Consider the following 14,547-nt stretch of genomic DNA (forward strand, 5'->3'; position numbering starts at 1 on the left):
ACAAGTTACTTTTAACAGCCGCTTATGAACAGGCAGTTATCCCCAACTTAAACACCCCTTATTATTACTATTAGATCTTTTATTTATATTTATTTAAAAAGCTGCTACGCAAATTGCTAACATAAAGGAGCATAATTATGCAATTCTCAATTAATCGTCAAGCTTTCATAAAAATTTTAAATGATGTCTCACGCGCGATTTCATCGCGTACAACAATTCCAATTTTAACTAACGTTAAAATTGTGCTAAATGATGAAGAACTTGTGTTAACCGGCTCAAATAGTGATATTTCAATCGAAACACGTATTGAACAATCAGACACTGGCGCACAATTAGTTATTAAGGAAACAGGTGGCATTACATTACCAGCAACTTTCTTTTCGAATATTGTTAAGAATTTACCTGCTGATGACATGACACTTGCAGTTGATGGTGTGCGAGCACATATTACATCTGGTGCTTCAGACTTTACGATTAATGGACAAGATGTGCGTAACTATCCACAATTGCCAGAAATGACAGATGTCCAAACATTAAGCGTTTCGGCTGCACAATTAGTTGATATTATTTCCCAAACAAAAATTTCTGCTTCAACACAAGAAAGTCGACCAATCTTAACAGGTATTCATTTGGCACTTAACGGCAATGACGTGAAAGCTGTCACAACGGATTCACATCGTTTGTCACAACGAATTGTCACGTTGACTGGAACAGAAACAACCGTTAATGCAGATGTTATTATTCCAGCTAAATCATTTAATGAGTTACAAAGCTTGTTAGAAGGGCAGGACCGCGTTGATATTAAGTTAGCTGCTAATCAAGCTGTATTTGACTTAGGACACACAACATTTTACTCACGTCTATTAGAAGGAAACTATCCAGAGACAGATCGTTTGATTCCAACAGAAAGTACAACACAATTGACAATTGAGGCCAGCACTTTGCTTGGGGCAATTAACCGTGCGAGCTTGTTGAGTCATGAAAGTCGCAATAATGTGGTCCAACTCACACTGGCGGACGGTGTCGTGACACTAACAGGTACTTCTCAAGAAGTGGGACGTGTACAGGAAGAGCTAGTGACGACATCAGTCGAAGGCGAAAACCTAGAAATTTCTTTTAATCCTGATTACGTTCGTGATGCATTACGTGTATTTAGTGGTAAGCCTGTAGATGTTAAATTTACAAGTAACTTGCGACCATTTACATTGACACCTGCCGGTGAAACGGATGACAAACAGCTTCAGTTGATCACACCAGTTCGAACGTTTTGATGGTTCATAGCCCTTTTAAATATAGTTATTAAGAATTAAACATTTATCCCTAAAACAGCCTAAAATCGCTTAAAAACGGTTTTAGGCTGTTTTTTTAGGAAATAGCTATCAAAAAATGGTATAATACAAGAGTAACTAATATGACGAAAAGTATAAAAATCACAACTGAATATATCACACTCACACAATTACTCAAAGAAGAGAATATTATCTCGTCTGGTGGTCAAGCAAAGTACTATTTAATGGATTTTCCAGTGCTATTAAATGGTGAAACCGAAAATCGTCGTGGTAAAAAATTGTACCATCACGATGAAATTATCATAGATGGCGAAACCTACATAATTGCGTTAGCAGATAACGCTGATGAGCTTATTGCAGCGGCACAAGAAGAAAAAGAAGCGCGTGCTGTTGCTGCCAAAAAGACAGTTCGTGATGATCGAATTAAGGCACAAAAAGCTGCAGTTGCCAAGGAACGCAAGGAAGCGCGTTTTGCTGAATTACGTAAAAAAAATGGCACACGATCAGGTGGGTTTGGTCGACCCAATCAAGGTGGTCGTAGTAAAGGACCAAAGGGACCAGGTTCTTGGAACTCACATCGTTAAAATTAGTTAATTATCGTAACTATGCTGACTTAGAGCTAGATTTTAGTGATGGTGTAAATGTGTTCTTAGGTGAAAATGCACAAGGTAAGACGAATTTATTGGAAAGTATCTACGTCCTAGCTTTAGCGCGTTCTCATCGAACGAGTAGTGATAAAGAATTAATTCGTTGGCATGAAAAAGAGGCGACTATTAGCGGGCGTGTTAAGAAAAATATCAGTGAGACCCCTCTATCGTTACATTTTTCAAATAAGGGTAAGCGGGCACGTGTGAATCACTTAGAGCAATCTAAATTATCGCAGTACATTGGTCAACTGAATGTTATTTTATTTGCACCAGAGGACTTAGAATTGGTTAAAGGTGCCCCTAGTGTGCGACGCCGATTTATTGATATGGAATTTGGGCAGATGAATCCGTTGTATTTATATAATACAACGCAGTATCGTCGTATATTAAAGGAACGTAATGCGTACTTAAAGCGATTACAAATGAAACAAACAACAGATACCATTTTCTTAGACGTTTTGACTGAACAATTAGTTGATGTTGGTGCGCAAGTTATTTTGGCACGCCAAGCGTTCACAGAAAGGTTGCAGGCCGCTGCGCAACCAATCCATGCTGAAATTGCTAACCAGCGTGAAAAACTAACTTTGATTTATCAAACCAGCGTTGATTTTGTATCAGGGGATGCGTTAGCGACGGTTAAATTGGCATTTGAACAAGCGTTAAAAAAACAACAGGCGAGGGAAATTATGCAAGGCTCAACATTAGTGGGACCGCATCGAGATGACCTACAGTTTATCGTTAATGATAATGATGTGGCAGTTTTTGGGTCACAAGGTCAACAGCGCACCACGGCGTTGGCAGTTAAACTCGCTGAAATTGATCTCATGCAGCAAGAAACTGGTGAATATCCAGTCTTGTTACTTGATGATGTGTTAAGTGAACTTGATGCTAATCGACAAACACACTTATTATTAGCTATTCAAGATAAGGTACAAACATTTATAACGTCACCAACTTTAAGTGATGTTGCACGTCAACTCATTCACACACCGAAGATTTTTCACGTGCAGCAAGGTAATATTACGTTAGAAAAGTAAAGCTGACTATAGTCAGCAGGTACATAAAGGGTTTAATATGTCTGAAGAAATTAATAACGAAATAGAAAATATTGATGGTATTGTCACAGATGATGAAGAAATTCGTCATGCTAGCACAGTCGAAGCACAAGCTGGTGACTATAATGCTGATCAAATTCAAGTTTTAGAGGGCTTAGAGGCTGTACGTAAGCGTCCAGGAATGTATATTGGCACAACCACAGCACAAGGGTTGCATCACTTAGTATGGGAAATCGTTGATAATGGTATTGATGAAGCCTTGGCTGGTTTTGCCTCACATATTACAGTGACAATTGAAAAAGATAATTCCATTACAGTGACAGATGATGGTCGTGGTATTCCTGTCGACATTCAAACAAAAACGGGAAAACCAGCGCTTGAAACTGTCTTTACTGTACTACACGCTGGTGGTAAATTTGGCGGTGGCGGTTATAAGGTTTCTGGTGGTTTACATGGTGTTGGTGCTTCAGTCGTTAACGCATTATCAACAAACCTAGATGTCAAAGTTGTCCGTGACGGGCAAGTGTATTATATGGACTTCAAAATAGGTCGTGTTAATACGCGCATGGTTAAATTGGATGAGACGCCAACCATTGATCGTGGCACGATTGTGCACTTTAATCCAGATGCGGACATATTCCGTGAAACGACAACCTTTAATTACAACACATTATTAACGCGAGTTCGTGAGCTTGCCTTTTTAAACAAGGGTTTGCGTATTTCAATTACTGATAATCGTATGGAGACCCCTGTTGTAGAGAGTTTTCATTTTGAAGGTGGCATCAAAGAATATGTTGAATACCTAAATGCTGAAAAAACAGTTATTTTCCCTGAACCGGTCTATGTTGAAGGTGAGGAAAATGGTATTGTTGTCGAAGCTGCATTGCAATATACGACAGACATTAAAGATAGTTTACGCACATTTACTAACAACATTAACACCTACGAAGGTGGTACGCATGAGACGGGATTTAAGACTGCCTTGACACGTGTTATCAATGATTATGCACGCAAAAATGGTCAATTGAAGGATAATGCTGAAAGTTTGACGGGTGAAGACGTTCGTGAGGGTATGACAGCTATTGTGTCTATCAAGCACCCAGATCCACAATTTGAAGGACAGACCAAAACAAAGTTAGGCAATTCGGATGCGCGTCAAGCAACTGATCGGATGTTTTCAGAGACATTTAGTCGCTTTATGATGGAAAATCCAGTGGTCGCTAAGCAAATCGTTGAAAAGGGCATTTTAGCGCAAAAGGCACGTTTGGCTGCTAAACGTGCACGTGAAATGACACGTAAACAGTCTGGTTTAGAGATTGGTAATTTACCTGGAAAGCTAGCGGATAATACATCAAACGACCCAGCACTATCAGAATTGTTTATTGTTGAGGGTGATTCGGCCGGTGGCTCTGCTAAACAAGGACGAAACCGAGTGACACAAGCAATTCTGCCGATTCGTGGTAAAATTTTGAACGTTGAAAAAGCAACGTTAGATAAGGTGTTGGCTAACGAAGAAATTCGATCACTTTTTACTGCCATGGGAACAGGCTTTGGTGATGATTTTAATGTTGAAAAAGCCAATTATCATAAAGTCATTATCATGACCGATGCCGATGTCGATGGTGCGCATATTCGTACATTATTATTGACGTTGTTTTATCGTTATATGCGACCACTTGTGGACGCAGGATATATTTATATTGCGCAACCACCATTGTATGGGGTCGCACTTGGTAATTCAAAAACACGTGAATATTTGGATACTGATGAAGAATTAGAGACTTATTTAGCGCAGTTGCCATCAAATATTAAACCAAAAGTACAACGTTATAAGGGATTAGGTGAAATGGATTTCGATCAACTTGCCGATACAACAATGGATCCATTAAATCGTCGTCTATTGAGAGTTGATCCAACCGATGCAGAAGCAGCTGACAGTATTTTTGATATGTTAATGGGTGACGATGTTGCCCCACGTCGAGAATTCATCGAAGAAAATGCCGTATTCGTAGAAAACTTAGATATTTAAATCAGTGTGTTACTTGCCTACTTTGCGGTGTGGTATAAACATATTCTGGTCAAAATAGTAGGTCATATATCATCAAATGGTGACTCATCATTTCAAAATAATGTTATAGGGAGTAAAAAATGTCTGAACAAAACGACTCGCGCATTCATAATGCGAACCTGTCAGAACAAATGAAAACATCATTCTTGTCGTACGCTATGTCAGTTATTGTAGCGCGCGCCTTACCTGATGTTCGTGATGGCATGAAGCCTGTTCATCGTCGTATTTTGTATTCAATGATAGAGCAGGGAAATACACCAGATAAGCCACATAAAAAGTCAGCGCGTATCGTTGGTGATGTGATGGGTAAGTATCATCCTCACGGTGATTCAGCAATTTATGAGTCAATGGTTCGAATGGCACAACCGTTTTCCTATCGACATATGCTTGTTGATGGGCATGGAAACTTTGGATCAGTCGATGGGGATAGCGCAGCCGCTATGCGTTATACTGAAGCACGTTTGTCTAAAGTTGCCATGGAAATGGTACGTGATTTAAACAAAGATACTGTGAATTTTATACCCAACTATGATGGCGAAGAACGTGAACCAGAAGTACTACCAGCGCGTTTTCCTAACCTATTAGTGAATGGTGCGACTGGTATTGCTGTCGGTATGGCAACTAACATTCCAACACATAACTTGGGAGAAGTCATTTCCGCGCTTCATGTGTTAATGAATAATCCAGAAGCCACCACGCTTGACTTGATGGAAGCACTTCCTGGACCTGATTTTCCAACAGGTGGGATCGTTATGGGAAAATCAGGTATTCGCCGTGCTTATGAAACCGGCCGTGGTCGTGTAACTGTTCGCGCTAAGGTTGACATTGAGCAAACTAAAACTGGCAAAGAACAAATCATTGTTACCGAGTTACCTTATGCTGTTAACAAAGCGCGTTTGATTGAGCGTATTTCAGAGCTTGCGCGAGATAAGCGAATTGAGGGTATTACGGGCATCCGCGATGAATCAGATCGTGACGGGTTACGCGTGTCAATTGATGTTCGTCGTGATGCTTCAGCTAGTGTTATTTTAAACAATTTATACAAAGAAACACTACTGCAAACTAACTTTAGTTTCAATATGTTGGCCATTAATGGTGGTAAGCCACAAACAATGAGCCTCAAAGAAATTTTAGTGGCTTATTTAAGCCATCAACGTGAAGTGATTCGTCGCCGTACAGCATTTGATTTGCAGAAAGCACAAGCACGTGCACATATCCTTGAAGGCTTGCGAATTGCCCTTGATCATATTGATGCAATTATTAGTATTATTCGTTCATCAGCAACGTCAGAAGAAGCCAAAACGCGATTAATTGATGGCTATTCACTTTCTGACAAACAAGCACAAGCCATTTTAGATATGCGTTTAGTTCGTCTAACTGGCTTGGAACGCGACAAGATTGAGGATGAATATCAAAAATTAGTGGCTTTGATTGCTGATTTGAAGGATATTTTGGCACACGAAGAACGTGTTGACCAAATTATTTATGATGAACTATTAGAAATTCAAACCAAATTTGGTGATGCGCGTCGGACAGAATTACAAGTTGGCGATGTGACAAATTTGGAGGATGAAGATTTAATTGAAGAAGAAGATGTCATTGTTACCTTAACTCGCAATGGTTACATCAAACGTGTCCCTCAAGCTGAATTTAAAGCACAAAATCGTGGTGGACGTGGCGTACAAGGCATGAATGTTAATGATGAAGACTTTGTGGATCAAATGGTTGCCACGTCAACACACGATACATTATTGTTCTTTACGAATAAAGGTAAAGTTTACCGCATGAAGGGATATGAAGTACCTGAATATGGCCGTCAGGCTAAGGGTATTCCAGTCGTTAACTTACTCAAATTTGAAGGTGACGAAAAAATCCAAACGGTGATTAATGTTCGTGGTGAAGCCGGCGAGAGTAAAGATTATCTATTCTTTGTCACACGGTTAGGTGTTGTTAAGCGAACTGCTGTGAATGAATTTTCAAATATTCGTACGAACGGTCTGAGAGCCTTAACATTACGGGACGATGATGAAGTGTTATCTGTTCAAATCACAGACGGCACACAAAGTATTCTGATTGCAACCAAAGACGGTTATTCAGTTAGATTCACTGAAAAAGATGTGCGTATCATGGGTCGTTCCGCAGCAGGTGTGCGTGGTATTCGATTGCGTGATGGGGATGTTGTTATTGGGTCAGATGTTGTGAACCTCAATGATAATGTATTAGTTATTACAGAAAAAGGCTATGGTAAGCAAACACCAGTAAGCGAGTATCCAATAAAGGGTCGTGGTGGTAAAGGCATTAAAACGGTTAATATTACTGAAAAAAATGGTGTGTTAGCTGGTATGACAATTATTCACGGTGATGAGGACATTATGGTAACGACGACACAAGGCGTGATGATTCGTTTCACTGCCTCATCTGTCAGTCAAACTGGTCGAGCAACATTGGGTGTGCGTTTAATTCGTTTAGAAGATGGCGCCACGGTTGCAACACTAGCAAAAGTAGACCATGAAGAGATCGTTTCTGATGAAACAACTCAGAATGTTTCACGTGAAACACCGTTAAACGACACACAAATTGAACAAGTCACTGAATTATTAGATCGCGCAAATTCTGATGAAACAGAAGAAGAATAAGATTAATGCGATGTAACTATCATTGATATCAAAAAAAACGATGACTATAATAAATCATCGTTTTTTATGATAAACCTTTTTTATTAGTGATGAGAGATGCTAGATAGCTAAACATAATGTACCGCCTTAATTGTGGGATACTATGTTATACGAAATTGCGTGCCTTTTTACTATTAAGGGCGATCATAATCATCATCAGGCGTGACATCTTTGGGCGCACTATTTGAATAATAGTGTGTTTTTCTTGGTGCATCAGGAATGATGATCCAAGCCAAAATATAAACTAATGTGCCAGGAAACGCTGCTGAAAAAATTGAAATGAGGACAAATATGATTCGGACGATAGTGGCATCCCACCCAAAATAATCAGATATACCACCGATGACACCGCCAATCATACGGTTGTCACGTGAACGTGTAAATGCTTTCTTTTTTGTCATGATAAATGCTCCTTATTTAATGATATGTTGTAGTGTATTTGCAATGTAGTAACCAATTGACGCCCAGCTGAGCAGTGCATGCCAGAATGTTGAAAACCAGTCGTGAGAGGTTGCAAATTCAATACCAGCAGCAAGCATCATACCAACACCATATGCTTGCATACCATGTGCTGTGTGAATATGGTGGTAGTTTTCTTTCATATCAAATGAGCTCCTTTCTATTGTGTTTTCGGTTGTGATGGTGCTTTAATACACCTTAATTGTACCAGAATTGGCATTAGCATCAATTGTGAACTTAGGATTCGTACCATAGAATCCGCGTTTGTAGCTGGGTGTGTTTTTATCATAATGAATATTATTATGACGCTCCACTGTGACGATGCCACTGTTAGAAGATAAATCAAAATTAAAATGTTGTGTTTCTGGTGCAGTAACGCGAAGTGAACTCGAATGTGCGTGCAATTTCAAATCATCAGTTAGTTCATCGATACGTAACCGCAAGAAACCAGAATTAGCACTGAATTGCCCACCACCAATAAAATGATCAACTTGAACAGAACCAGATGTCGCACTGATTTTGGCGTGAGGGATTGTGGCATTTTTTAACTTGACGTTGCCGGATTTATCAAATATTTCAGCTTTATCAAATGTGAGTTTGTCCGCTTTGATGGTGCCTGAGTGGACTTCCCAAGATGCGTTTTTAGCTTTAATTTGCTGACCTTCAAACCCGCCAGAGTGAATGATGAGATTAAATGTGTCAAGGGTTAAGTTTTGTGCTATGACGCGACCGCTGTGGTTAATACTTGTAATATGACCAGTATCAAAGTTTTTTGGAAAGCCAATATTGATTCGTGTTCTAACGTGGAACAATAGGGGATGATCGCCTTGTGAAATGAGGACACGATCATCATTTTCTTCAATATGTGCAAAATAACGCGCATTGTCTCGGTTAAAATATTCATCGACAGTTATTAAATCTGTTTTATCATTGGTATAGAAATTCACGATGGCATCGTGATAATCAAAAACAAATTGTTTGTCACTAATAGGAATTTGAGCATTATGGTGAGCAGCAGCCCAACTTGGTACTTTGACATCATCAACTGTGTCGTCAAAGTGAGATTGGTTAATATTGGTATCATCATCGAACTTGTAATATTTTTTACCAACACGTGCACCGTCATGATCGACATGTAGCCAATCACCAAATTGAACTTTGTCATGTTTCCCATCAATAACGATATCATCCCCTAAGCGAACACCTTGACCATCAATATGTAAGTTACCAATATGGAAACCGTCATCTGAAATATCAATAAAAGGCGCCTTTTTGGGTTCGTCATTGTGAGTTGCCTCGTCAGTACGATTTGTTTGGCTTAAATCACGCAGGACAACATCAATATCACCTAGCTGATCAAAAGCATCGTCAAGTGCCTCATCGTGAGACTTATCTTGCTTAGCAAAATCCTGATAGGCTTCCATGAGATCAGCAATCAGCTCTTCCTTAAATTCGGTCAGTTGCGCGTTTGGCGTGTACTTTGAAAAAATAATGTCTAAACGTGTGCGTATTTCCATTTCAATTGATGTCATAGTGATACTCCTTCATGCATATTGCCAGTAATCAGCTGACTAATAACATCCTTCGCAAACTCCCATTCCTGTAAGGCGGTTATTAATTGTTGTTGGCCAGACGCTGTAATTTTATAATATTTACGCCGTGCTCCCTGTGTTTCGTCACCCCAATAACTTGCGATGGCACCACCTTTTTCTAAACGCCGAAACGCTGTGTATAGTGTGGCTTCATTCAGTTCATATTGCTGATGGCTTAGCAGACGAATAGATTTAGAAACTTGATAGCCATAGGAATCACCTTGGCTAAGAATATTTAGTATAATCGTGTCAGTATGACCACGAATTAGCTCTTTAGAAATAGCCATTTTATCACCTTTCTATGGATTCTAACTATATCATAAAACAAATTACTGTGGTTGTCAAAGTAATTTGTTTTATGATATAAAAAAAGCCTCCCAAAGGGATGACTTTGACGTTAGGATTTGATTAACATCTCATGGATTAATTGACGCGTGGCCTTGTCACGTGTAAACAGGGAGACAGTTCTGGTGAAGGGTTCGGCCAGCTGTTTCATTGCTAAACGTGTCGGATCTAGTGTCGGCCTGTTGAGAGTGACTAGATCCTTATTTTTTTGTGAATAGACTAAATAATACGGTTCTTCAAATAATTGTATGTCTTCGAATTGACCAGTAACTTCTTTACTAAACTCGTGGTCAATTAAAATAGCATCTAATTGACCTGAATTAAATGGTGTAATGAGTTCATAAATCTTATTAGTCAAGGTGACTTCTTTCAGGTCAGATAAATAGTGACTAAAAAAATTGGGATACATATTGGAAGCAATACTGTCTAAAGAGCCCAATTTTAAATCAGCTAGGGACACTTGAGATTCAGTCATTAAGGCATGCATGTTTTCGAATTGTTGGATTAATTTTTTGGTTTCTAAATAGAGATTTTGTCCGGCCGAAGTTAAAGTCATACCTTGAGCACTTCTTAAAAAAAGTTGTTTGCCATAATAGGTTTCGAGTTGCTTAATTTTTTTACTAATAGCTGGTTGCGTCATCCTTAAAGTGTCACTACTTTTATTGATACTGTGGGCATCATTGACAGCCACTAAAACGTATAACAGTTCTATATTAAAAGAAGTGTCAGTTATCATAAATTTCTTCCCCCTGAGAAAACATTAGCAACATATGCCATAACGTTATAGCCCTTAGTATAAATCATTTATTCCGCTTTGCAAGGGACAATGATAAACTTTTAACAAGGTTGTTGAGATGTTAATAATCAAACCTAGGAGGGTTTAAAATATGTCTAAGAAATATGTGTACGGCTTAATTTTGTGTTTAATAGCAGTGTTGTCTTGGGGTGGTATGTTTCCAGTCATGGCACCAGCATTAAAAATTATGGATCCATTTTATTTTACATTATTACGTTATGGGAGTGTTGCTATCATTTTTGCAATTATTCTGATTATTGTGGAAGGCCCCAAAGCATTCAAAACAGAAGGGCATGCCATTAAACTTTGGGTGTTTGGGACAGCAGCCTTTGCAGGATTTAGTTTTCTTGTGTTCTTAGGACAACAGCTTGCGGGACAATCCGGTTCAATTATTGCCTCTGTCATGATGGCTATTCAACCATTGCTGGGTGTTTTAGTAGGTTGGCTATATCGCGGCGCAAAACCAACTGTAGCATCACTTATTTCAATGGTTATCGCAGCAATTGGCGTATTTATGGTTGTGACTAAAGGGCATATTAGTGTCTTAATATCAGGACATCATACGCTGTTGGCAGTCGTATTTATCTTACTTGGCGCTTTATGCTGGGTGATATATACTGCTGGTGGTGCGGATTTCCCGGAGTGGTCGATTTTACGTTACTCGACGCTAACCGCAATTTTAGGGGTCTGTTCAGTGATTGTTGTCTTAGTTGTGGCGACAGCAGCAGGTTGGTTAAAAGTATCAACAATGACCCAAGTGAGCGGTGTTCAAAATGCGTTAATATATATGATTACGTTAGCTGGGGTTATTGCAGTATTTGCTTGGAATATGGGTAATCGGGTGATTGGTGCAATAAACGGTATTTTATTTATGAACTTAGTGCCAATTGTGGCATTTGTTATCACAATTATCAATGGCTACAAGGTTTCAGCTTTTGAGATTATTGGATGCTTGATCACAATCAGTGCGTTAATTGGTAATAATATTTATAATCGGTATGTTGCACATAAGAAGTTAACTATAGTCAAAAAATAAATTTCAGGTAACAAAAAGATGGCACAATTTCATGATAAGTTGTGCCATCTTTTTGATTTTTATAAAATAGATCATTCATATAAAGCTAGTGAGTATACCTAAGCATACGATTATAATCAGAACCAAAAACTCTCGTAGTCGAACTTTTTCTTGCAACACAACGCCTGAGATGACAACGCTAAATAATGATGTCATATTCAAGAAAATCCAAGCAATACTTGAATTTTTACTTGACGTTGCTAATGTGAAAGATAATTGAGCAACAATTGTTAGTATCGCTCTCATACTGTACAACATTAAAATATGTTTTGAAACTTTACTTTTACCGCCAGGTAGATATTTTTTGCTACGTAAAAGGGCAATTGATGTGATTAAAAATCGTAAATAGATTGTTAAAATAGTAAAAATAATTAATGCGTGAGTCGTTTTAATGTCGGTCACTAACCACGGTGATATTGCAGCCTGAATAACTAAAACGGGACCAATCAACCAAAAATACTTAAATAATGTTTGACTGTTATTGGTTGATTTTTGAGTCGTTGAATAAAATAACCAAATGACTAACAAGGTTGATACAATGGAGATAATATATGAATGCCAGTTAAAATACCAAGTTGTTGCAAAAATACCTAGTGGAATAATAAAATCTGTTAATTTACTCAACAACACAGATTCCATGACTGTTACTTTTTTAAAGATAGCACTGTAGCCATATGCTACAGCCTGAACTAGTCCGGCATAAATTAATAAACGAAACATTAACAATGGCGTGAATGATAATCCAAAGCCATATCGCGCAACAACAATTCCCAATAGACCGGTGACCAACAACATGCTTAACAGGTTATTATAAAAATTGACAACCATAACAGAACTTTTACGATAGCCCATCTGATAGCGGTCAATCACTGTAATAACGCTGATAAAACAGCAAAGAGTATTAAATATATTGCACTATTTTCCATTGAGAATGACCTTTCTCAAAAAAATTCTCGTTATATGATATTGCAGTTGAATATATTTTTTAAACGTATTCCACGAACTAAATTTAATTGAAGTGATGGGATAATGAACACTAGTATTAGGTTTTGGAAACAAATTTATTGCAATGTCCAAGTAAATCATGCCTTTTAGTTCATCCTTAAGTTTTAAATTTTTAGGTCATTATTCATAATAATCAAGTTACAGAAAAAAGTACACTATTTTCTGTAAAATCTTACATTTTTACATTTTGATATTGGTAAGTTGAAGTGGTGCAGATCTCACTGGGTGGTTGAGTTTAAAGCATTTTATCAGAAGCTAGAGTCAAAAGTGTTTACAGATGTTAATAATGTTATTATTGTTAAGGTGTCGAATGGTATGTCAAATCATACGGTTAATGTCATGGTTGATGGGTAGCAGAAAACATATGACAGATGGCTGCGGGGACAATACGTGCCATGACATTAAAAGTTAAAGGAAAAAATATGTTCAAAATAACTGATAAACGAAAATATTTACGAAACTTTCTAGAAAACCATCCAAACCTAAATCATGATGAAAAAAAAGTTATTTCAGGTATGATTAATAGTCTGAATGAGCCAAAAGTATTACCATATCGTGAAATGACGGCAATGACCAACGAACTTCAAAAGTTGTCGCTTTATGGCAAATTATCAGATGATGGCAAAATTCTTTTGAAACAGTTAAACCGTAGTAATTGGTTTTTTGGTTTGTATTATAATATCAGGTTTTTTTGATAAGCAAGCACTTTGATTACCTTGGTAGTAAGAGTTGTTAATTTGATATACAGAAAAAAATCCCATGCGTAAAAATGTATCCACAAGTTTAACAAGCTTGAGGGTACATTTTTTACTTTAATAATCAGGCAGGCACAATGATGTTAATATATTAAAAATTTGCAGTTGTCTTGATTATGGGAATATTAAAATATTTAAATTTTGCATATAAAATCACAATATCTCGTCTTTGTAGCCACTTTAGCTATAAATTTACAGTAAACATTGATATAATATTACTATTGGTTTTTTGACGAACGTATTACAAAGGGGAAAAGAAATGAGTAAGAAGAACAAAGTAATCATTGCCATTGTCGGAACATTGGTTATGATGGGTATTGGCGTGATGAGCACACTTGGTGTGACAGAAGTTAATGGTGTTAAAGTAGACGAACACGCATCACAACTTATGATGATCACAGCAATTGTGTCTGGTATCGTTAGTGTAATCGTAGGCGCATTGTTTAATAAATTATTTATTTGGTTGTCACAACTGGGACAAGAAGACAGGCAGTCTGTTTCGTTTCTAACATCATGGTACGCAACAGCTATTAGTGGGTTACCATTTGCTATCGTTAATATCTTTTTAGTGACTGTACTGAGCCTATACAAGTCAGGCAACACAGTGGCTTCAATTATTAATGCTGTGGTTAGTGCAGTGATTTACACATTACTTTTACGTCAAGAAAAAGTGATTACAAAACGCACACAAATCATTTATATTGTAATTATGGTTGTACTGACTGTTGCGTTGATCGTTGTATCTGGCGCATTGCTTAAAGCATAACAAACTGAATTCACAAGTAT

Annotated in this window: 15 protein-coding genes; 9 read left to right on the forward strand and 6 right to left on the reverse strand. The window is 37.8% G+C overall.

Translation table 11 applies throughout. From position 1 onward, the window contains the following. The first annotated feature begins 137 nt into the window (after positions 1–137). The 5 genes from dnaN (at position 138) to gyrA (ending at position 7,695) form a co-directional block, all read left to right on the forward strand. Positions 138–1,271 (forward strand): DNA polymerase III subunit beta, encoded by a 1,134-nt coding sequence (dnaN, locus tag JOD28_RS07170; protein ID WP_204770148.1) that lies wholly within the window; start codon positions 138–140, stop codon positions 1,269–1,271. A gap of 140 nt (positions 1,272–1,411) precedes the next feature. After that, the gene (gene yaaA / locus JOD28_RS07175) at positions 1,412–1,873 is read left to right on the forward strand and encodes a S4 domain-containing protein YaaA (RefSeq protein WP_204770149.1); all 462 of its coding nucleotides are present in this window, start codon (positions 1,412–1,414) and stop codon (positions 1,871–1,873) included. Next, positions 1,855–2,973 (forward strand): DNA replication/repair protein RecF, encoded by a 1,119-nt coding sequence (recF, locus tag JOD28_RS07180; RefSeq protein WP_204770150.1) that lies wholly within the window; start codon positions 1,855–1,857, stop codon positions 2,971–2,973. The genes yaaA and recF overlap by 19 nt, the downstream gene beginning before the upstream one ends. Before the next feature lie 37 nt (positions 2,974–3,010). Continuing rightward, positions 3,011–5,020: a DNA topoisomerase (ATP-hydrolyzing) subunit B gene (gene gyrB / locus JOD28_RS07185; protein ID WP_239531139.1), complete on the forward strand. Its 2,010-nt coding sequence runs from the start codon at positions 3,011–3,013 to the stop codon at positions 5,018–5,020. A 119-nt stretch (positions 5,021–5,139) separates the two neighbouring features. Further along, positions 5,140–7,695: a DNA gyrase subunit A gene (gene gyrA / locus JOD28_RS07190; RefSeq protein WP_204770151.1), complete on the forward strand. Its 2,556-nt coding sequence runs from the start codon at positions 5,140–5,142 to the stop codon at positions 7,693–7,695. Between the two features lie 173 nt (positions 7,696–7,868). Here the strand turns inward: gyrA and JOD28_RS07195 are convergent, their stop codons facing one another. The 5 genes from JOD28_RS07195 to JOD28_RS07215 all read right to left on the reverse strand — a co-directional run bounded on the left by JOD28_RS07195 (position 7,869) and on the right by JOD28_RS07215 (position 10,866). Next, positions 7,869–8,135, reverse strand: coding sequence for a PspC domain-containing protein (locus JOD28_RS07195; RefSeq protein ID WP_204770152.1), 267 nt, complete (start codon positions 8,133–8,135; stop codon positions 7,869–7,871). Positions 8,136–8,147: 12 nt separating this feature from the next. After that, on the reverse strand, positions 8,148–8,336 hold the full coding sequence (locus tag JOD28_RS07200; protein WP_204770153.1) for a hypothetical protein: 189 nt from the start codon (positions 8,334–8,336) through the stop codon (positions 8,148–8,150). Between the two features lie 45 nt (positions 8,337–8,381). Next, positions 8,382–9,725 carry a DUF4097 family beta strand repeat-containing protein gene (locus JOD28_RS07205; RefSeq protein WP_204770154.1) on the reverse strand — a complete coding sequence of 448 codons (1,344 nt, stop codon included), beginning with the start codon at positions 9,723–9,725 and terminating at the stop codon, positions 8,382–8,384. Beyond that, the gene (locus JOD28_RS07210; protein ID WP_204770155.1) at positions 9,722–10,072 is read right to left on the reverse strand and encodes a PadR family transcriptional regulator; all 351 of its coding nucleotides are present in this window, start codon (positions 10,070–10,072) and stop codon (positions 9,722–9,724) included. The genes JOD28_RS07205 and JOD28_RS07210 overlap by 4 nt, the downstream gene beginning before the upstream one ends. 110 nt (positions 10,073–10,182) lie before the next feature. Beyond that, positions 10,183–10,866, reverse strand: coding sequence for a LysR family transcriptional regulator (locus tag JOD28_RS07215; RefSeq protein WP_204770156.1), 684 nt, complete (start codon positions 10,864–10,866; stop codon positions 10,183–10,185). Between the two features lie 151 nt (positions 10,867–11,017). Between JOD28_RS07215 and JOD28_RS07220 the strand changes: the two genes are divergently transcribed. Continuing rightward, positions 11,018–11,962, forward strand: coding sequence for a DMT family transporter (locus JOD28_RS07220; protein ID WP_204770157.1), 945 nt, complete (start codon positions 11,018–11,020; stop codon positions 11,960–11,962). Between the two features lie 75 nt (positions 11,963–12,037). Here JOD28_RS07220 and JOD28_RS07225 read toward each other — a convergent pair whose 3' ends face one another. Continuing rightward, a complete protein-coding gene (locus JOD28_RS07225) occupies positions 12,038–12,853 on the reverse strand; it encodes a hypothetical protein (protein WP_204770158.1) in 816 nt (271 codons plus the stop codon). 378 nt (positions 12,854–13,231) lie between these two features. Between JOD28_RS07225 and JOD28_RS09870 the strand changes: the two genes are divergently transcribed. The 3 genes from JOD28_RS09870 (at position 13,232) to JOD28_RS07235 (ending at position 14,527) form a co-directional block, all read left to right on the forward strand. Beyond that, positions 13,232–13,360, forward strand: coding sequence for a hypothetical protein (locus tag JOD28_RS09870; RefSeq protein ID WP_259650399.1), 129 nt, complete (start codon positions 13,232–13,234; stop codon positions 13,358–13,360). Between the two features lie 68 nt (positions 13,361–13,428). Further along, the gene (locus JOD28_RS07230) at positions 13,429–13,701 is read left to right on the forward strand and encodes a hypothetical protein (protein ID WP_204770227.1); all 273 of its coding nucleotides are present in this window, start codon (positions 13,429–13,431) and stop codon (positions 13,699–13,701) included. Between the two features lie 319 nt (positions 13,702–14,020). Beyond that, a complete protein-coding gene (locus JOD28_RS07235) occupies positions 14,021–14,527 on the forward strand; it encodes an MFS transporter (RefSeq protein WP_204770159.1) in 507 nt (168 codons plus the stop codon). Positions 14,528–14,547: the final 20 nt, after the last annotated feature.

It is taken from the genome of Leuconostoc rapi (genome assembly GCF_016908715.1).
Taxonomy (GTDB): Bacteria; Bacillota; Bacilli; order Lactobacillales; family Lactobacillaceae; genus Leuconostoc; species Leuconostoc rapi.